This is a genomic window from Pseudarthrobacter sulfonivorans (genome assembly GCF_001484605.1).
GTDB classification, from domain to species: Bacteria; Actinomycetota; Actinomycetes; order Actinomycetales; family Micrococcaceae; genus Arthrobacter; species Arthrobacter sulfonivorans_A.
Genome location: NZ_CP013747.1, coordinates 1,973,908 through 1,992,671 on the forward strand (window position 1 = coordinate 1,973,908; position 18,764 = coordinate 1,992,671).

General features: G+C 64.3%; 18 protein-coding genes. 5 read left to right on the plus strand and 13 right to left on the minus strand.

Translation table 11 applies throughout. The annotated features are described in order from the left end of the window. Nucleotides 1-15: 15 nt before the first annotated feature. The 5 genes from dhaM to AU252_RS08775 all read right to left on the minus strand — a co-directional run bounded on the left by dhaM (nt 16) and on the right by AU252_RS08775 (nt 3,802). A complete protein-coding gene (dhaM, locus tag AU252_RS08755; protein WP_056347785.1) occupies nt 16-723 on the minus strand; it encodes a dihydroxyacetone kinase phosphoryl donor subunit DhaM in 708 nt (235 codons plus the stop codon). After that, nucleotides 720-1,352, minus strand: a complete 633-nt coding sequence (dhaL, locus tag AU252_RS08760) for a dihydroxyacetone kinase subunit DhaL (RefSeq protein WP_058930378.1) — start codon at nt 1,350-1,352, stop codon at nt 720-722. The genes dhaM and dhaL overlap by 4 nt, the downstream gene beginning before the upstream one ends. A 2-nt stretch (nt 1,353-1,354) precedes the next feature. After that, nucleotides 1,355-2,356: a dihydroxyacetone kinase subunit DhaK gene (gene dhaK, locus AU252_RS08765; protein ID WP_056347780.1), complete on the minus strand. Its 1,002-nt coding sequence runs from the start codon at nt 2,354-2,356 to the stop codon at nt 1,355-1,357. 243 nt (nt 2,357-2,599) lie between these two features. After that, nucleotides 2,600-3,115 carry an amino-acid N-acetyltransferase gene (locus tag AU252_RS08770; protein WP_058930379.1) on the minus strand — a complete coding sequence of 172 codons (516 nt, stop codon included), beginning with the start codon at nt 3,113-3,115 and terminating at the stop codon, nt 2,600-2,602. Nucleotides 3,116-3,289: 174 nt separating this feature from the next. Then, nucleotides 3,290-3,802: a VOC family protein gene (locus AU252_RS08775; RefSeq protein WP_058930380.1), complete on the minus strand. Its 513-nt coding sequence runs from the start codon at nt 3,800-3,802 to the stop codon at nt 3,290-3,292. A 73-nt stretch (nt 3,803-3,875) separates the two neighbouring features. Here AU252_RS08775 and AU252_RS08780 point away from each other — a divergent pair, with 73 nt between their 5' ends. Beyond that, nucleotides 3,876-4,691, plus strand: a complete 816-nt coding sequence (locus AU252_RS08780; protein ID WP_058930381.1) for a helix-turn-helix transcriptional regulator — start codon at nt 3,876-3,878, stop codon at nt 4,689-4,691. Between the two features lie 118 nt (nt 4,692-4,809). Here the strand turns inward: AU252_RS08780 and AU252_RS08785 are convergent, their stop codons facing one another. From AU252_RS08785 to AU252_RS08795, 3 genes are all read right to left on the minus strand, one after another. Then, nucleotides 4,810-7,302, minus strand: a complete 2,493-nt coding sequence (locus AU252_RS08785; RefSeq protein WP_058930382.1) for an ATP-dependent Clp protease ATP-binding subunit — start codon at nt 7,300-7,302, stop codon at nt 4,810-4,812. 136 nt (nt 7,303-7,438) lie between these two features. Then, nucleotides 7,439-8,401, minus strand: a complete 963-nt coding sequence (locus AU252_RS08790; protein WP_058930383.1) for an AraC family transcriptional regulator — start codon at nt 8,399-8,401, stop codon at nt 7,439-7,441. A gap of 68 nt (nt 8,402-8,469) precedes the next feature. Beyond that, complete coding sequence (locus AU252_RS08795) at nt 8,470-9,336, minus strand: NmrA family transcriptional regulator (protein WP_058932845.1); 867 nt, start codon at nt 9,334-9,336, stop codon at nt 8,470-8,472. A gap of 222 nt (nt 9,337-9,558) precedes the next feature. Between AU252_RS08795 and AU252_RS08800 the strand changes: the two genes are divergently transcribed. Further along, nucleotides 9,559-10,038, plus strand: a complete 480-nt coding sequence (locus tag AU252_RS08800; RefSeq protein ID WP_058930384.1) for a DUF1772 domain-containing protein — start codon at nt 9,559-9,561, stop codon at nt 10,036-10,038. Between the two features lie 15 nt (nt 10,039-10,053). Here AU252_RS08800 and AU252_RS08805 read toward each other — a convergent pair whose 3' ends face one another. The 4 genes from AU252_RS08805 to lysS form a co-directional block, all read right to left on the minus strand. Continuing rightward, nucleotides 10,054-11,703 (minus strand): PxKF domain-containing protein, encoded by a 1,650-nt coding sequence (locus AU252_RS08805; RefSeq protein WP_157768961.1) that lies wholly within the window; start codon nt 11,701-11,703, stop codon nt 10,054-10,056. 453 nt (nt 11,704-12,156) lie between these two features. Further along, complete coding sequence (locus AU252_RS08810; protein ID WP_058930386.1) at nt 12,157-12,486, minus strand: histone-like nucleoid-structuring protein Lsr2; 330 nt, start codon at nt 12,484-12,486, stop codon at nt 12,157-12,159. A 145-nt stretch (nt 12,487-12,631) separates the two neighbouring features. Continuing rightward, on the minus strand, nt 12,632-12,811 hold the full coding sequence (locus tag AU252_RS08815; RefSeq protein WP_058930387.1) for a hypothetical protein: 180 nt from the start codon (nt 12,809-12,811) through the stop codon (nt 12,632-12,634). A 2-nt stretch (nt 12,812-12,813) separates the two neighbouring features. Next, a complete protein-coding gene (lysS, locus tag AU252_RS08820) occupies nt 12,814-14,346 on the minus strand; it encodes a lysine--tRNA ligase (RefSeq protein ID WP_058930388.1) in 1,533 nt (510 codons plus the stop codon). Nucleotides 14,347-14,413: 67 nt separating this feature from the next. On the opposite strand from lysS, the gene AU252_RS08825 reads away from it, so the two are divergent. The 3 genes from AU252_RS08825 to AU252_RS08835 are packed head-to-tail and all read left to right on the plus strand — an operon-like array spanning nt 14,414 to nt 17,065. Beyond that, nucleotides 14,414-15,298: an alpha/beta fold hydrolase gene (locus AU252_RS08825; protein WP_058930389.1), complete on the plus strand. Its 885-nt coding sequence runs from the start codon at nt 14,414-14,416 to the stop codon at nt 15,296-15,298. A gap of 38 nt (nt 15,299-15,336) precedes the next feature. Further along, nucleotides 15,337-16,200, plus strand: coding sequence for an alpha/beta fold hydrolase (locus AU252_RS08830; RefSeq protein ID WP_430929473.1), 864 nt, complete (start codon nt 15,337-15,339; stop codon nt 16,198-16,200). Between the two features lie 34 nt (nt 16,201-16,234). Next, nucleotides 16,235-17,065 (plus strand): alpha/beta fold hydrolase, encoded by an 831-nt coding sequence (locus AU252_RS08835; RefSeq protein WP_058930391.1) that lies wholly within the window; start codon nt 16,235-16,237, stop codon nt 17,063-17,065. A gap of 90 nt (nt 17,066-17,155) precedes the next feature. Here AU252_RS08835 and AU252_RS08840 read toward each other — a convergent pair whose 3' ends face one another. Then, nucleotides 17,156-18,622, minus strand: coding sequence for a DHA2 family efflux MFS transporter permease subunit (locus AU252_RS08840; protein ID WP_058930392.1), 1,467 nt, complete (start codon nt 18,620-18,622; stop codon nt 17,156-17,158). Nucleotides 18,623-18,764: the final 142 nt, after the last annotated feature.

Here is an 18,764-nt window from a genome sequence, read left to right on the forward strand (position 1 = left end):
AACTCAGGCTACGGCCTACGGCTCGCCAAAGCCTGCCTGCACCAGGCCGCCGACGTAGTTCAGGGCACGCTCGGCGTCGGGCCCCCAAGCCTCGATATGGAGCAAGGATCCCTTGCCTGCCGCCAGGGTCATCAGGGATGTCATTGACGCGCCATCCACGCCGTTGACCGTGACCTCGGCGTTGAGGGACGCCAGACCGCCCGCGATCTTGGCGGCCGGGCGGGCGTGCATGCCGGCCTCATTCACCAGTTCGAAGTCGCCGGTGAAGTCCGGCCCTGAACCGGTGACGGACCCTTCAGCCACGGTGCTTTCGGCGAGCACCCGCGAAGCGGCCGCCACCTCCGGTCCCAATCCGTAGACCGCTTCGGCGGCACGTTTGACTGCCTTCACGTCGGCGCCGCCCTGTGCGGCCACGGCGGCAGCCACGAGGCCTTCCACCAGGGGCGCGTCCGCCAGGAGCACGCCGGCTGGCTCCTCCACGAGCTCCAGGGCCGATTCCGCCGTCATCACTGCAGATCCCAGGTCCGTCAGGACCACCACGCCATCGCCGCCGGCCGCCTTGTCCAGGGCAGACATGACTTTTTCCAGGCTCGTTCCGATCCTGCCGTCGGCGGTGCCCCCGGCGGCGAGGATGACGACGTCGGGCGCCATCTGGGCGGCAAGCTCCACGGCGCCGTCGGCTATTTTCTCGCTATGGGACACCACCACCAGGCGCACCGTCACGCTGCGGCCCCAACGGCGGCCCGCAGAATGAGGGCGCTGGAGGCGGCGCCCGGATCGCGGTGGCCCGCGCTCCGCTCCCCCAGATAACTGGCGCGGCCCTTGCGGGCGACCAGGGGCTCGGTGGCCACTGCGCCGGCCTCAGCCGCCTCAGCGGCTGCGACCAGAACTCCAAGGACGGTGCCTGCGCCGTCCGCCGCGGCGGCCTGCGCAGCCTCCGCGGCGGGGGTCCAGGCATCAACCATGGTCTTGTCGCCGGACTCGGCCTTACCCCTGGCCACGATCCCATCGCGGGCAGCCACGAGCGCGTCGGCGAGCCGCCCCGGATCAATCTCGGCGGCATCGCCCAAAGCGGTGGAGGCGCGCAGGAACGCGGTTCCGTACAAGGGTCCCGCGGCGCCGCCCACCTTGGACATCAGGGTCATGGCAGTCAGCTTCAGGGCCGCGCCGGGCGTCTCAGGCTGCGCTTCAGCCAGTTTCTCCAGCACCGCCTGGAAGCCGCGGTCCATGTTCTCGCCGTGGTCCGAGTCCCCGATCGCACGGTCGAGTTCGATGAGCCACACCCGGTTTTCCGCCATGGCCTGGGCGCAGAGAGTCAGCCATCTGACGGCCCATTTCACGTCCAGCACCACGGTTACACGCCCCAACGCAGGGCTGCGGTGTGCACCGGAGCGTCCCACAGCTGCGTCAGCTCATCGTCGAGCCGGAGCACCGAGATGGAGCAGCCCTGCATTTCCAGGGACGTGATGTAGTTCCCTACCAGCGAGCGTTCGACGGCGGCCCCCCGTTCTGCGATCACCTGTGCAGCGCGGCGGTAGACGATGTACAGCTCGCTCAGGGGGGTTCCGCCCATGCCGTTGACGAACAGCAGTACTTTCTCGCCGCCGGTGATGCCCAGGTCGCTGAGGACCGGGTCCAGCAGGCGGTCCGTGATGCCGTCAGCGTTCTCCATCGGGATTTTGTGCCGGCCGGGCTCGCCATGGATGCCGATGCCGATCTCGATCTCATCATCCGCCAGGTCGAAACTGGGCGTTCCCGCATGCGGTACTGTGCACGCGGACAGCGCAACCCCCATGGTGCGGACGTTGCTGTTGACGCGGTCACCGATCGCGGCCACGGCATCGAGGCTATCGCCCCGCTCAGCCGCGGCGCCGGCGATTTTCTCCACCAGAACGGTGCCGCCCACTCCGCGCCGGCCTGCGGTATACAGGGAGTCCTCCACCGCGACGTCGTCATTCACCAGGACCGTGCGGATGTCCACACCTTCGGCCTGCGCCAGTTCCGCTGCGGTCTCAAAGTTCAGGACGTCGCCGGTGTAGTTCTTCACGATATGGACGACGCCAGCGCCCGAGTTAACGGCGAGCGTCGCCGGAAGAATCTGGTCCGGCGTCGGCGAGGTGAACACCGCCCCCGGCACGGCGGCGTCGAGCATTCCCAGCCCGACAAATCCGGCGTGGAGTGGCTCGTGGCCGCTTCCCCCGCCAGAAACGAGTCCGACCTTCCCTGCCACCGGCGCGTCTTTGCGCGTGACGTACTTCGGATCGGCAGTGACGGTGACGAGTCCCGCGTGGGCCAGACCGAATCCTTCGACGGATTCGTCAACCACGGAACGAGGATCATTGATGAGCTTTTTCATGGCAGAACTCCTGGGGTGTGGGTGCTTCCTGGAGGATGCACTTTGACCCTACTACCGCCGCCTGAAGTCCGGTAGCCTGCGACGATGCGGCGGAAGCGGTAAGGGACAGCCCCCAATGACTGTCCCTTACGGCAGGCCCCACACTGCAACCCTGTTAGTTTATCCATCAATTCGATATAAAGCTATTTATGTCACAGGGTGACTTCTTGCCGCTATTGTCCGCGGCAGGGTGATTGGGGGTGCCTAGAGGGTCTTGATCATGCGGGTGTTGCCCAGGGTGTTGGGCTTGACCCGCGCCAGGTCCAGGAACTCGGCAACGCCTTCGTCATGGGAACGCAGCAGCTCGGAGTAGACCACAGGGTCCACGGCCGTCTGGTCGGCCATGACCTCGAAGCCGTGGCGCTTGAAAAAATCTACCTCGAACGTAAGGCAGAAGACCCGGGCCACACCCAGTTCACGGGCCTCGGCCAGCAGGCTTTCCACCAGCACGTGCCCTACGCCCTTGCCGCGCCACGCGTCCGATGCGGCCAGCGTGCGGACTTCTGCGAGGTCCTCCCACATAACGTGCAGGGCCCCGCAGCCGATGACCTCGCCGTCGTCGGCTTCGGCGATCCGGAACTCCTGGAGGCTCTCGTAATAGGCAACCGTCTCTTTCGCCATGAGGATCCGTTGCTCCGCCAGCGGCGCTACAAGGCGCTTGATGGCGGCCACGTCACTGGTACGTGCAGAACGGATATGGAAGGAGTCAGAGTCGGTCACCCCATAATCCTACGGTGGCAGCCCCGCTGGTTTGGGCGCTCCCGTACCAACGCACGAGGCGTCGAGCATCAGGCATTTGTGTAGGCGCCGTCAAAGCGACGAAGGAGCAGGCGCCGGCAAATGTCTGCTGCTCGACGCCGGACTCACCAGCGGGAGGGAGGGTAAAGCGAGAGCTCAGCCTTGCTTGGCGGCCCAGTTGGCGACGCGCTGGGTGCTTTCCTCTTCGGAGAGGTCCTCCACCCGAGTCATGATGGACCAGCGCACACCGTAGGGGTCCCGGATGCTAGCGAATCGGTCTCCCGAGACAAATGTGGACAGCGGCTCCCGAACGGTAGCCCCTATCCGCTCGGCGCGCGCAATAAGAGCGTCCGCGTCGGCGCAGTAGAAACCGATGGAGTAGCAATCATCGTCGCCGTTCGGCGCCGGAACGAGGTGGTAGTCCGGGTTGGGCTCTCCAATTTGGAGTCGCCCCTGACCGAAGTCCAGTTCGGCGTGGACGACGATTCCGCCGATCTCGGTGACATTTACTGTGCGCGCGCCGAAGACGTCCTGGTAGAAGGTGATCGCCTCCTTGGCAGAAGGGATCGCAAGGAACGGCGTGAGGCTCGTGAAGCCGTGCGGGATACCGGATTTCGTGTGCTTGCCATCGGCGGCGTTGGTCAGTTCGGGGCTTGTAGTATCAGTCATGGATCTTACGGTACGCACAGGTCGGCTCAGCGGCTTGGAGAATTGCGACAGCCTGGATAAGGAGTGTCCTCCCATGGTGGGTTCGTTCAAGGGAATCCTCTACCCGGCCCGGCTCCCCACATTTCACCGTGTGCCCGCGCCTGAGTGCGTCACGAACCTGGTGCAGTGGTTTTGGATCCCCGAGTGGGACATTGAGCCAGGGCACACGTCCCGCCAGCACGTGATCGCGTTCCCGGCGTCCAACCTTGTGGTCCAAAAGGATCTCGTTGAGTTCGCAGGCCCAACAACCCGTCGATCGCATCGCGATCTCACGGGCCGGGGCTGGGCGGTTGGGGCCCTCCTGTGTCCCGCGCTGGTTCCACGTTTCACGGATGATCCGGGGAGCCTGCGGGATTCCCAGCTGCCACTACCGCTCGCGGATCTGCATGCCTCAGTGTCGGAGGCGATGAGGGGAACTGATCCACGGGAACGTCGACAACGCGCGGTGGAGGCTTTCACTGGCTGGCTGGTAACGCAGAGTCCAGGGGTGTCCGAGGAAGGCATCCTTGCCAACGCGATGATGGACATGATCGGAACATGCGCCGACGTGACCCGCATTGAAGACGTTGCCGCGCGTCTGTTTGTTTCGCCGAGAACCCTGCAACGGGTAGCGCGGAAGTACATCGGCCTGAGCCCGTCCGCGCTCATCCGGAGGCGCCGCCTGCAAGAGGCCGCTGACCGGTCACGGACCGACCCGGCGACAGACCTCGCGGCGATAGCTGCCGAACTCGGCTACACCGATCATGCCCATCTGACGAACGACTTCCAAAAGTACCTAGGATTCACACCAAGCACGTATCGACGATCAGTCCTCCAGGACCAGGCCGAGAATCATGACGACGGTGGATAGCTGAAGGCCTGGTGTCTTGCGCAGACTGCGCCGGGGTCATGGCATGGACGAGGACCCGAACAACGCAAAGGCCCCGCCTGCTCCTTTGGGGAGCGGGCGGGGCCTTTGCTGTCTTGCCTTAGACGCTCGGCGCGATCTCCGGGATGCGCGGCTTGGCGTTGCCGGCGAACGTGAACTTGGCGTCGTCGCCTTCGCCATCCACGTCCACTACAACGATGTCGCCGGCGTGGAGCTCGCCGAACAGGATCTTCTCGGAGAGCTGGTCCTCGATCTCGCGCTGGATGGTGCGGCGCAGCGGCCGGGCACCCATGGCGGGATCGTAGCCGCGGGTCGCCAGGAGCACCTTGGCCGCGGTGGTGAGCTCGATGCCCATGTCCTTGTCCTTGAGGCGCTTCTCCAGGCGGCCAACGAACATGTCCACGATCTCGATGATCTCGTCCTGGGTGAGCTGCGGGAACACCACAACGTCATCCACACGGTTCAGGAACTCCGGACGGAAGTGCTGCTTGAGCTCTTCCGTCACACGGGCGCGCATCCGGTTGTAGCCGGTCTGTGTGTCGGTGCCGGACTGGAAGCCGGTGGCAACGCTCTTGGAGATGTCCCGGGTGCCCAGGTTGGTGGTCATGATGATCACGGTGTTCTTGAAGTCCACCACGCGGCCCTGGGAGTCGGTCAGGCGGCCGTCTTCCAGGATCTGCAGGAGTGAGTTGAAGAGGTCAGCGTGCGCCTTCTCCACTTCGTCGAACAGGACCACGGAGAACGGACGACGGCGGACCTTCTCGGTGAGCTGGCCACCCTCTTCGTAGCCGACATAGCCCGGAGGGGCACCGAAGAGCCGTGAAACAGTGTGCTTCTCCGAGTACTCGGACATGTCCAGGGTGATGAGGGCGTCCTCGTCACCGAACAGGAATTCGGCCAGGGCCTTGGCGAGCTCGGTCTTGCCGACGCCGGTGGGGCCGGCGAAGATGAACGAGCCGCCGGGACGCTTGGGGTCCTTCAGGCCTGCACGGGTACGGCGGATTGCCTGGGACAGGGACCTGATGGCCTCATTCTGGCCCACCACACGCTTGTGCAGTTCGTCTTCCATCTTCAGCAGGCGCGTGGACTCTTCCTCGGTCAGCTTGAAGACCGGGATGCCGGTGGAGTTGGCCAATACCTCGGCGATGAGATCCTCATCCACCTCGGAAATGTCATCCATGCCGCCGGACTTCCAGTGGCGTTCCTTCTCGGAGCGCTCCGTAATGAGCTTCTGCTCCTTGTCCCGGAGCGAAGCGGCGCCTTCGAAGTCCTGCGCGTCGATGGCGGATTCCTTCTCCATCTTCAGCTTGGCAATCCGCTCATCCATGGCCTTCAGCTCCGGCGGAGCGGTCATCCGGCGGATGCGCAACCGGGCACCGGCCTCATCGATCAGGTCGATAGCCTTGTCCGGCAGGAAGCGGTCCGAGATATAGCGCTCGGCGAGGTTCGCGGCCGACGCGAGGGCGCCGTCGGTGATGGTGACGCGGTGGTGCGCCTCGTAGCGGTCACGCAGGCCCTTGAGGATCTCGATCGCGTGCGCGACGGAGGGCTCCTTGACCTGGATCGGCTGGAAACGGCGCTCGAGTGCCGCGTCCTTCTCGATGTGCTTGCGGTACTCATCCAGGGTGGTGGCACCGATGGTCTGCAGTTCACCGCGGGCCAGCATGGGCTTCAGGATGGACGCAGCATCGATGGCACCCTCAGCAGCACCGGCACCCACAAGCGTGTGGATCTCGTCGATGAAGAGGATGATGTCGCCGCGGGTGCGGATTTCCTTGAGGACCTTCTTCAGGCGCTCTTCGAAGTCACCGCGGTACCGGGAGCCGGCCACCAGTGAACCGAGGTCCAGGGTGTACAGCTGCTTGTCCTTGATGGTTTCCGGGACGTCGCCGCGGACAATCGCCTGGGCGAGGCCTTCGACAACGGCGGTCTTGCCGACGCCGGGCTCACCGATCAGGACAGGGTTGTTCTTGGTGCGGCGCGAAAGGACCTGCATAACGCGTTCCATCTCGGACTCGCGTCCGATCACCGGGTCCAGCTTGTTCTCGCGCGCAGCCTGGGTGAGGTTGCGGCCGAACTGGTCCAGGACCACGGAACCGGCGGGAGTGCCTTCGGGCTGGCCGGGACCGACGCCGGCGCCGGTGGTTTCCTTGCCCTGGTATCCCGAGAGCAGCTGGATAACCTGCTGGCGGACGCGGTTGAGGTCTGCGCCAAGCTTGACCAGCACCTGGGCGGCAACACCTTCACCCTCGCGGATGAGGCCCAGCAGGATGTGCTCCGTGCCGATGTAGTTGTGGCCCAGCTGCAGGGCTTCGCGCAGCGAGAGTTCCAGCACCTTCTTGGCGCGCGGGGTGAAGGGGATGTGACCGGACGGGGCCTGCTGGCCCTGGCCGATGATCTCCTGTACCTGCTCGCGCACGCCGTCGAGCGAAATGCTCAAGGACTCAAGAGCTTTGGCGGCAACGCCTTCACCTTCATGGATCAGACCCAAGAGGATGTGTTCGGTACCAATGTAATTGTGGTTCAGCATGCGTGCCTCTTCTTGGGCAAGCACAACTACGCGACGGGCACGGTCCGTAAATCGCTCAAACATTTCGCCACACTCCTAGCTACGACGTACTTTGATGCTACGTGGCAGACCCACTATTGGGGAGCGTGTTCGCCACAGGGGAAACATGACGCGTTCAATGGCCGGCATCGAGTCTGCGGTAGAGGTGCACGTTGAACGGTCAGCGGCCGCGCGGCGTCTCCAAAGTTGGGGCTGCCGGTTGCCGCCGTCGGTATTCCTGGGGGCTTACGCCGTACCGTTTCTTAAAGGCAGTGCTGAAACTGAAGGGGCTTCCGTAGCCCACCTGGCGCGAGATGGCGGAGAGAGTTAGCCGCAGATCGCTCATCAGGTCAGCAGCCTTTGCAAGGCGCCACTGGTTCAGGTACGCCATGGGCGGTTTGCCGACACGTTCATGGAAGCGGCGCGCCAGTGACGCCCGGGAGACCCCGACGCTTCCTGCGAGGGATTCCACCGTCCAGGCCCTCTCCGGCGAGCTGTGGATGAGGCGGATGGCCTGCTGAACGGCGGGGTCCCGCTCCGCTGTGAGCCAACTGTGCTCGGCGTTGGAATCCTGGGCGGTCCAGGTCCGGACAGCGCCGATGAACAGAAGGTCCAGAAGCCGGTCAAGGACGCTGGCCTGGGCCACGCCGTCGCGTCCGATCTCCTGCATCAGTACAGTGACGATCGGACTATCGGCTGCCTCTACGAGCAGATGCGGTGGCAGGGAGGCCAGCAGAATGTCCCCCACTTCGCCACTGCTTCGATAAGTGCCTACGAGCATGGCATCCCTGCCGTCCGCATCATTGCCCCACGTCCGCAACCCGGTGCGGAGGTCTTGGGCAAGATCCTCGCCGTTGGATCCCGAGCAGGTCTGGTCCACCCCGATGAAATATTGGGGCTTTTCGTGAGGATTGTCGGCGAGGACATACGCCGAAGGATCCCGGATCAGCAGAACGGTTCCAGGCTCCAGCAGCAGTGGTTCGCTCTCTTTTTGCAGGAAGTACGCCGAGCCGCCCAGCATGGCAACTACGGTGAGTGGCGCGTCGTCCTCCACCCTGATGGACCACGGCGGAGACATCTTTACCTGCAGCAGGAAGGCGTTCCGCGCCCGGGGCCCATCAAGAAAATCAGCCAACGGATCCATAAGGAAATCCTAGAGCGTCGAATATGCGTTTTGCTGTTCAGATAATGAACAGTCTTCGTACGGCTCCGTCAACTGACGCCTGAAACTGCGCGTGCCACCGGCTCCGCTGCGACGGCCCATACCCCTGTGGCCGCGGCTTCACGTGCGAATTCACGGAAGTCCTTGGGTTCGCGGCCCAAGGCGCGCTGCACACCGTCAGTCAGGGTGGCGTTGCGCCCGTCGAGGATCAGAGTGAATAGGTCAACAAAATCCCGGGGCAGCCCTTCCTTGGCCAGGATGGCTTCATACTGCGCCGCCGTCACCGGGCTGTAGACCACATCACGGCCGGTTGCAGCGCTGATCTCCCGGGCGACTTCGTGGAATCCCAAGAGCCGGGGCCCGGAGAGCTCGTAAACCTGGCCGTCGTGGCCGGATTGAGTCAGGGCTGCAACGGCGACGTCCGCGATGTCCTCAGCGTCCACGAAGGGCTCCACCGCATCTCCTGCCGGGATGGAGATAACGCCTTCCAACACAGGGCCCAAGAAGAAGCTTTCGTTAAAGTTCTGGTTGAACCAGTTGCATCGCACGACGGTCCAGGCCGCGCCTGACCTGCGGACCGATTCCTCACTGGCTACAGCCCCGTCCTCACCGCGGCCGGACAGCAGGACGATTTTCTCGACGCCGCGGGCCACGGCTGCCGCAGCGAACTCGGCAATCAACTCGGACACACCGGGGAACGCAAGATCCGGGTAATAGGTGACGTAGGCCTTGGTGATTCCGTCGAGGGCCGCATCCCAGGTGCCGGCGTCTTCCCAGTCAAAAGCCGGGCTTCCGGAGCGTGATCCGATGCGGACGGGAATGCCGAGATCCGTCAGCCGCTCCGCGACCCGTCGCCCCGTCTTGCCCGTGCCGCCGATGACCAGGATAGTGCCGTTGTCCGTCAAGTTCGATGCCATGGTGGGCTTGTGGTTTTCCATGGTCCTATCGAACCAAGGACGTTGACCGTCCGACATACGCGCGCCACTCAACTTCATTCGTTCCCGTATCGGTCTGCCCGGCTGGTGGACACACAGGCGGTTTTGAAACCCATACTGAAGGTAGCGTCAGGAATGAGGGGTTTTTGCTCGTTTCCAAACAACTACCGATATGGGCGCCCGCCCCGGAACAGGACCAGAGTCATGGAAGCCATCACCCTGCTCATGACCGCCGCGACCGTAGCCCTCGCCGGGATTGGGGGGCTTTACTACTCCTTCGCCTGCTCGGTGATGCCGGGGCTGCGCGCCACTGATGATGCGACATTCGTCAGCGCCATGTCCCGGATCAACACCGCCATCCAGAATCCAGTGTTCGCGTTGAGCTTCGTCGGCGCCTTCCTCGCCTTGGCGGGCTCGGCAGCCTTTTCATGGGCCAACGGCCTTGCCAGCGCGCTGCCTATGTCTGTGGCCCTCGCCTGCTATACGGCAACGCTGGTCATCACTTTCGGGGTGAACATCCCCTTGAATAACGCTCTGGACCTGGCGGCCGCGTCCGGAGATGCCGCGGCCGCCAGGAAATCGTTCGAACGCCGGTGGACCCGGTGGAACATCCACCGCACGTGGCTGGCGCTGGCCGCGCTGGTAGCGCTCAGCGTTGCATGGGCAGCGTTGGGTCAGCCTTGAGGCTGCATCAGTGCGCTACTTCCGGAAGTCGAACAGCGCCGTGTGAGTTGTTCCGTCATTCAATCCCAGGGTGAATTGCCGGCACGTTCCTGCCCAGGCTTTCTGGGTTTTCCACACGTACGTGTACGTATCGGAGCCGGCCGCATAGCTCAGCGAACTGCTTCCCGCGGCCATAGTCTGCTCGATGTCGTCCAGGGCTGCGCCGCCCGGGCAGGCAATAGCGGACGACGACGGCGCTCCCGCCGCCAGGATATCCAGCCCCCGGTTCCCGCCGACCCCGAACTTGATTGGCGCGGCAGCGCCGGCCTTCATGGCGTTCAGGGTGCCGCCGTTATCCACCGGCTGCAGGAACCCGCGGAACGGCCAACGCGGCTGGCCAACGGCGAATGGTGAGAAGGAAGTGGTCCGGCCGCACACTTTGCCAGTTCCGCTGAGTGCGGTATCAGTGATGTCAGCCCACGCCCCACCCACGTAGTGGTAGAGATGCTGGCCCGCGGCCTGGTCATCTGACATGCCAAAGGTGTCGAACGTGATGCAGACAAGGACCCCGAGCGTTGAGCTGAAGACCGCGGTGGTTTCGATGTCGTAGTACAGCGGACGGCTAGTGAGCGAGGAGAATCCGCCGTCGGGGTAGGCATCTCCGGACCCGAGCCGCGTGACAGTGGTGGTGCCGGGTGTTCCCACGTCAGCGAATTTCAGGGCCACATCGGTCCTTCCGTCGTTGTCCACGGGCGCCACCACAACGTTCGCTCCACTGATGGTGAGGCCTGGATCCACCGGCCCCACGGCGTTGCTCGCAAAGGCAGTGTAGGAGCATCCGACGCCGGCGATGTCCAGGCGCGCGGTCACGGACTTCCCGTCCGCCGCAAGAGGCACCACAAACGTGGGTCCGAACGCGCCTCCGACCAGCTGGCCGCCGACGTACCAGCTGTACCGGTGCAGGCAACCCTCAAGACCCCAACCACCCTCAACGTAGTCGGTCGACGCTGTCAGAGTGGCGCCAACGGCAGGTTCACCCGCGAGGGTCAGGACGTGCAACGGACCCACAGCCGCAGGAGTGTCGAGGAAGAAGGCGTAGGCAAGGTTGAAGTGGTTGGCGCCATCGAGAGTGATGGGTTCCGCCTCGGCACGGTTAGGGGTTTCGGGCCACCAACGTTCAACGTTTCCGGCCTTGAAGCGCACCTTGTAGACCCCGGGGGCGACGTCCTGGAACGTGTAGTAACCGTTGCCGTCGGTCTCGGTGAAAGCGACCCGCCCGGCCCCCGGATCCGGCGCTGCCGCGTCGTAGAGTTCCACCGCCACGTCCGCCAATAAGGATCCTTGCTGAGCCGAAACGTCGTTGCCCACTCCACCGGAGATCGATGACTCCGAGGGGTGCAGCACCGTCCAGCCTGCGGAAGTCCAGCTGGACGTGCCGGTTACGGAGTCCACCACAATCGCGTCCGCCGTCTCGAAGGTCTTCCGCTCCTGATAGCCGAGCAATTCCCGGAAGGAATCTGAGTAGCGGCCCGATGATGAGGTGTGCCAGCTCTCCTGGTAACCGTCGGCGGTGGCCCTGATCTTGTAGTATCCGTCTGCAAGATTGAACGAAACGACTTCGCCGAAGCCCCCGGGAGCCGTCTGGGTGTCCACCGGCTCTTGGCCGTCACCGGTCGCATCAAACACTTCATACACAATGTCCGGTGGCGTGACAGAGGCGAACTGTCGTTGATTAGGACCATGACTTCCGGGGAATCCAGGAGGACGCTGACTGACACGCGGCTCGGGTCCGCGTAGGCCGGAGCACCGAGCGGTGCCGCCAATAACAATAGGAGTGCCGCCAGGACTGCCGTAAATCGCCGAGACCCGCTAATTCCAGACATTCCACACTCCCGCCACGCATACATTCGAGTGGGCAAATTCGAGCGGGCGTCCCAGACCGAAGGCTCAAACCGAATCGCCGGCTCATCCCAAGGAAATTGCGCGACGATTAGCCCAACGGTACGCCCGGAGGCTGTTAGTCAGCAACGATTTTGCGCATACCCAAGTCCGTCTTGCGCATTCAAAATTGGCATCAAAAAACCCTGCCCCCACCCGAAGGTGAAGACAGGGCCTAATACGCCGTCAGAGAGGCGCAGGTCAGGAATTTGCCTTTTGGTAGGCTTCCTGGATTTCAGCCTGAATTCGGCCGCGGCTGTTAACCGTGTAGCCGTTATCCCGCGCCCATTGACGGATCTGCGCGGAGTCGTTGGTACGGGGGCCTACCACCGCTTTGGTGCGGGTTGCTCTGCCGGCCGAGGCCTTGCGCCCGGCGGCAACAAAGCGCTCCAGGGCAGAACGGAGCTCGGCCGCGTTGGCCGAGGACAGATCGATTTCGTAGCTGACCCCATCGAGGCCAAAACGGACGTTCTCGTCCGCAGATCCCCCATCCAGATCATCGACGAGGATGATGTTTACTTTCTGTGCCATTAAATATGTCTTCCTCTTGGAAAGGTTCGGTTGTCAGAAAATGAGGATGTTCCTATTAAAAGTATGAACCTCTTAATGGCAACGCGTCAAAGCGTCGGATGGTTCCTGTGGAAATCCACAGGAACCCGCAGAAAGCTCCTTCGAGCTATTTGTCCGTTTCCGGGTTCTGTTCGTTCAATGGCGCTGCGGAACGCGATTCCGCCTCGGCCTGGGCCCGGGCTTCGGCCTTACGCTCGGACTTATCGGCATTGAAGATGGATTTCATGGCAAACCAAAAAAGCAGGCCAACCACCAGCGAGGGCAGGAGTACGGCTACATATTCCATGATTAGTGGCCTTCGGGCTTCAGAAGCGGGAAAAGGATGGTTTCGCGGATTCCGGCTCCGGTGAACAACATCACCAGCCGGTCAATACCCAAGCCGATGCCGCCCATGGGCGGCGCGCCGTATTCGAGGGCCCGCAGGAAGTCCTCGTCCAGCTGCATGGCCTCGACATCGCCCGCGGCAGCGTGCCGCGACTGTTCCGTCAGCCGCTCACGCTGGATGACGGGGTCGATCAGCTCGGAGAAGGCCGTGCCGCGTTCCATGCCGCCGATGATGAGGTCCCAGGCTTCGATCAGCCGGCCGTCCTCACGGTGCGGGCGGGCCAGCGGCTGGGCAGACGGCGGGTAGTCGTACACAAACGTGGGGTTCAGGAGCGTGGGTTCCACAATTTCACCGAACAGCTCCACGGCCAGCTTCTCGGTGTCCCACTTCGGGTCCACCTTGACCTCGTGCTTTTCTGCGATTTGGCGCAGCACCTCAAGCGAAGTGTCCGGCGTGACTTCCTGGCCAACGGCGTCGGACAGTCCGGGGTAGACCGAAACCCAGGCCCAGTCGCCGTCGAGGTTGATCTCGCCGGCTTCGGTCTGGAGGGTGCGGCCCACACCCACGGCGTCAGCGGCGTCGAGGATGATCTCCTTGATGCGCTCGGCCATGACGAACTGGTCCGCCCAGGCTTCGTAGCACTCAAGGGTGGTGAATTCGGGGCTGTGGGTGGAGTCCACGCCCTCGTTGCGGAAGACCCGGCCCATGTCGTAGACGCGGTCGATCCCGCCCACAACGGCACGCTTGAGGTAAAGCTCGGTGGCAATGCGGAGGGTCATTTTCTGGTCGAACGCGTTCATGTGCGTCTCGAACGGGCGTGCCAGGGCGCCGCCGTGGACCAGCTGCAGGATGGGGGTTTCCACCTCGACGTAGCTGTGGCGGTGCAGGCTCTCGCGGATGGAACGGGTAATCGCGGCGCGGGTGTAGACCATTTCCCGGGCTTCGTCGCGCACCATCAGGTCCACGTAGCGCTGGCGGACGCGGGTTTCCTCGTTCAGTTCCGCGTGCAGCACCGGCAATGGACGGAGTGCCTTGGAAGCCATGGACCAGGACTCGGCCATCACGGACAGCTCGCCGCGGCGGGAGGAAATCACTTCGCCCTTGATGAACACGTGGTCGCCGAGGTCCACCAGCGCCTTCCAGTCCGCGAGCGCTTCCTCGCCCACGTTGGCCAGGCTGAGCATCGCCTGGAGCCGAGTGCCCTTGCCGTCAACGCCGCCTTCCTGGAGCGTGGCGAAGCAGAGCTTGCCGGTATTGCGCACAAAAACCACGCGGCCGGTGACGCCTACAACGTCGCCCGTGGTGTCGTCAGCCTCAAGGTGCGCGTACTTTTCGCGGATCTCCGTGAGGGAATGCGTGCGTTCCACACCCACCGGATATGCCTCGGTGCCGCGCTCGATCAGCTTTGCACGCTTGTCCATGCGGATGCGCATCTGCTCGCTGGCGTCGAGCGGCTCTGGGGCATTTTTTGGGGTGGGGGTGTTTTGGGAAGTCACAATCCCCAAGTTTACCGGGAGTTCGCGCCGCCGGCTCCCGGCGGACGCCCAGGCATAGACTCGGGCTGTGGAGACGTGGAAAGTTGAAGCGGAGGACGGCGGGCGCCTCGACGTGCACTCCTTCCGCACCCCCGCGCGGCTGGACCCGACGACGGCGGGACCTCCCGGCGTCGTACTCATCCACGGAACTTTGGTAACCGACGCCCTCTACCGGCCTTTTGCCCGGAAGCTCAGCGTCCTGCTGGGCCGGCCGGTGCACTGCTACAACCGGCGCGGCAGGGCGGGGTCAGCCCCGCAGCCGGAGGACTATTCGGTGAAGACGGAGGTCCGCGACCTTGCGGCCGTCATGCGCGAGACCGGTTCCGCGGACGTGGTGGCCCACAGCTATGGCGGTTTCGTGGCGCTGCAGGCCGCGCGGACCCTGCCGATCGGCCGTCTCGTGACGTATGACGCCGCCGTGTCCGTGTCCGGAAACCTGACCCACCGCTGGCGGCCGGAGCTTGAGGATGCCGTCAGCGCGGGCCAGCTCAACCACGCCTGGGCGCACCTGGTCCAGGGCCTGGCCACGGCCGGTCCGCTGTCCTACCTCCCGCTCGGCGCACTGCGGATGCTGAGCATCCTCTCGGCCAGGACCAACCTGGGTGCGGAGATGCGCCAACTGCTGCCCACGGCCGTCACCGAAATGCGCGCCGTACTGGACGCGGACGCCGACCTGGAGAATTTCACCGCCCTCACCACTCCCATCCTGATGCTCAGCGGCGGCTGGAGTCCGGCGTACTTTGCCGAGACCGGCCGGCAACTGGCCGCCGCCGTGCCGTCCATCAGCTTCCAGGTGGTCCCCGGCCAGCTGCACGAGGGACCCATCCGCCCGGGCAAGGGGCTGGCCGTGCGGATGGCCCGGTTCATCAACGGCAGCGACGGCCAGGTCCGGAAGCTAGGGAGGCGCCGGTAGGTCACTTTGCCGGTGGGGTGCCTGGGGGCGCGCCTAGGATGGGGAGCGTGAAAGAGCAGGAAGTCCCCACGCACGACGGCGGCAGGCTGGCTTTGTACAGCTACGGAACCGAGGATGCGCCGGGCGAGCGCCGGGTGGTGGTCATCGGCGGTGCATTCCTCACCGCCCTGATCTACCGGCCGTTCTCGATGGCATTGGCCGACGGGCTGGGCGACGGGTGGGCCGTGGATGTCTATGACCGGCGGGGCAGGGGCAACTCCACCGAGCAGCCGGCCGACTATTCCATGGCCACGGAGATTGCCGATGTCCGTACGGTCATGGATGCGACGGGCGCCCGCAACGTCCTGGGCCACAGCCTGGGCGGGTCGGTGGCGCTGAACGCCGTCCAGGAGTTCGCGGGCACCCCCTACGAACCGGACAAGCTGGCGGTCTACGATGCTGCGGTCAACATCGACGGCAGCATCGACATGTCGTGGCTGGACGATTTCGAGGCCGCGGTGAACGCCGGCAAGGTGGGGCATGCCATGGCCCGGATGAAAAATGGCATGCAGCCGGGCACCGCACTTTCAAAGGTCCCCGAGCCGGTCCTGGCAGGGCTGATGGCCGTGGTTTCCCGCACGAAGGTGAACAAGATGCTCCGGGAGCTGATGCCCACGGGCGTGGGCGAACTGCGCGCCGCGTATGACGAAGCCGAGCATGTCAGGAACTTCGCCGTCCTTCCCGCCAACACGCACTTTATGGTGGGCGGCAAGAGCCCGAGCTACTACAAGGTCACGGCCCAGCGCCTTCATGCTGCCGTCCCGGGGAGCACGTTCGAACTCTCACCCAAGGGCTTCCACGGCTCCATCCCGGCCGCAGTGAAGGAACTCGTCACCGACATCGCCGAATACTTCAAGGGCTAAGGCATTCCGCAGGTTGCTCGGCTAGGCTCGGATCATGACGAGCGAGAACATCAAGACCCCCGACGGCGGCACGCTGGAGCTCTACTCCACGGGTGCTGAACTGGCCTCCGCCGGCTCCGGCGTGGTTGTGGTCCCGGCCTCCATGGTGACCGCCGCCGACTATACAAAGTTCGCCCAGAAACTCAGCGCCGCCTTGGGTCGCCCGGTGCACACGTTCAACCGCAGGGGCCGGGGTTCTTCGTCGCCGCAGGCCGAGGATTACATCCTGGACGCGGACATCCGGGACCTGGACGCGGTGATGAAACACACGTCCAGCACGGACGTGTTTGGCCACAGCTTCGGTGGCGCGGTGGCCCTGCACGCGGCCCGGACCCTTCCGGTGGAGCGGCTCGCCGTGTATGACCCCGCCGTGTCCGTGAACCACAGCGTGAAGGCCGACTGGACCACTGAATACGAACGCGCCACGGCTGCCGGGGACGACGACCGCGCCCTAGCCGTGCTCACCAAGGGCTTGGAGGCCGGCGCCTTCTCACGCATGCCGCTGTCCATGCTCACCATCGCCAACAAGCTCACCGCCGGCACCCACGTGGGCAAGCAGATGCGCGAACTGATGCGCACCGGGGTCCGGGAAATCAAGGCGATCATCGCCGCGGACATGCCGGCCGAGCCGTTCCTGGAACTGCCCCTGGAAACGCTGATTATTGTGGGCGAGAAGAGCCCGGCGTACTTCGGTGTTGCCTGCGGCCAGATACACGATGTCCTGTCCGGCTCCAGCTACACCATCCTGCACGGGGCCGGCCACGACGGTGTCCTCCGCGCACCGGACAAGCTCATCACCGAACTGAGCGACTTCTTCGCCGGCTAGCCTCCATCACTGCAACGCGGGGTCACTTATCGCCCCATCCGGCGGTCCGGAAGGGCGAAATGTGACCCCGCGTTGGATTGGAGGTGTCCGCTAGTGGGCGCCGTGGCCCGGGGCGGCACCTTCTGTTTTGCGCATCATCGCGGAAAGCACGACGGCGGCGAGGGCTATGACGGTCGCCGTCAGGAACGCTGCGCTCATGCCGGCAACGAGCCCGGACGCGGCCGAGACCACTGCGAAAATGGACACCAGAAGAGCTGTGCCGGCGGCACCGGCCACCTGCTGGGTGGTGCTCATGATCGCCGAACCGTGCGAGTAGAGATGCGGCGGCAGCGGGTTCAGGCCGGTGGTAAATGCCGGCGTGAACAGCAGCGCCAGGCCGAAACTGAGCCCCACATGGAGGGTGACGATCCACCAAACCGGAGTGCCGGCGTCGAGCGTTGAGAACTGCCACAGGGCCAGCACCATGAGCACGGAACCAGTGACGGTGAGCGGCCGCGGGCCCACTTTGTCGAAGAGCCGGCCGATGAACGGGCCCAGCAGGCCCATCGCCAGGCCGCCGGGAAGCAACGCGAGCCCGGTCTCTAGGGAACCCAGGCCGCGGATTTCCTGCAGGTAGAGCGGCAGCAGGATCACGCCGCCGAAGAGCGCCATCATGGCCACCACCATCAGCAGGACGGAGACCGTGAACATCCTGAAGTTGAAGGCGCGGAGGTCCAGCAGAGGGGCTTCGGCCTTCTGCAGCCGGAGCTGGCGGAGCACAAAGACCGTCAGGCTGGCGACGCCGATGACCAGCGCGGCGATGGCCACGGCGCTCGGACCGCTTTGGCCGCCGCCGATCTGGCTGAGACCGTACACCAGGCCACCGAAGGCAGGAACTGTAAGCAGTACGGAGAGGAAGTCGAGCTTGGTCTTCTCGGTTTCGCCCACGTTCGTCAGGTACTTGGCGCCGATGGCCAGCGCGGCCAGGGCGACCGGCAGGACAAAGACGAACATAAAGCGCCAGGTGAAGTGCTCCAGGATCAGCCCGGAGACAGTCGGCCCCATGGCCGGTGCCACGGAGATGGCGATACTGACGTTGCCCATCACAGCGCCGCGCTTGGCCAGCGGGACGAGGGTGAGGATGGTGGTCATTAGCAATGGAAGCATGATGGCCGTGCCGCCGGCCTGGACGATGCGGGCCAGGAGCAGGATCTCAAAACCGGGAGCCACTGCGGCCAGGGCGGTGCCGCCGGCGAAAAGTCCCATGGCCAGCATAAAGACGGCCCGCGTGGACAGGCTTTGGAGGATGAACCCGGTAGTGGGGATGACCACGGCCATGGTGAGCATAAAGCCGGTGGAGAGCCACTGAACGGTGGGCGCGTCCACGCCAAGGTCAACCATCAGCCGCTGCAGGGCAACATTCATGATGGTCTCGTTCAGGATCACCACAAAGGTCGCCACGAGCAAGGTGGCGATGATGGTCACCGATTCGCGGGACATCTTCTCCGGCACGGAGGACTTCGGCGCCGCAACCGGCCCGGGCCGCCCGGAGGCGTTCGAAGAGACTTCTGTAGACATGGGTGTTCCCCCAGGGAGTAAGAATGAAGTGGCTCGCGAGCATCGCCGCTGCAGATTCAAACACTCTACCGGCCGGAGTAATTCCGGCGAACAGGATTTTTCTTCGGCACGGGCTTTTTCTGAGCGGTCGTTTTGGCTGGCC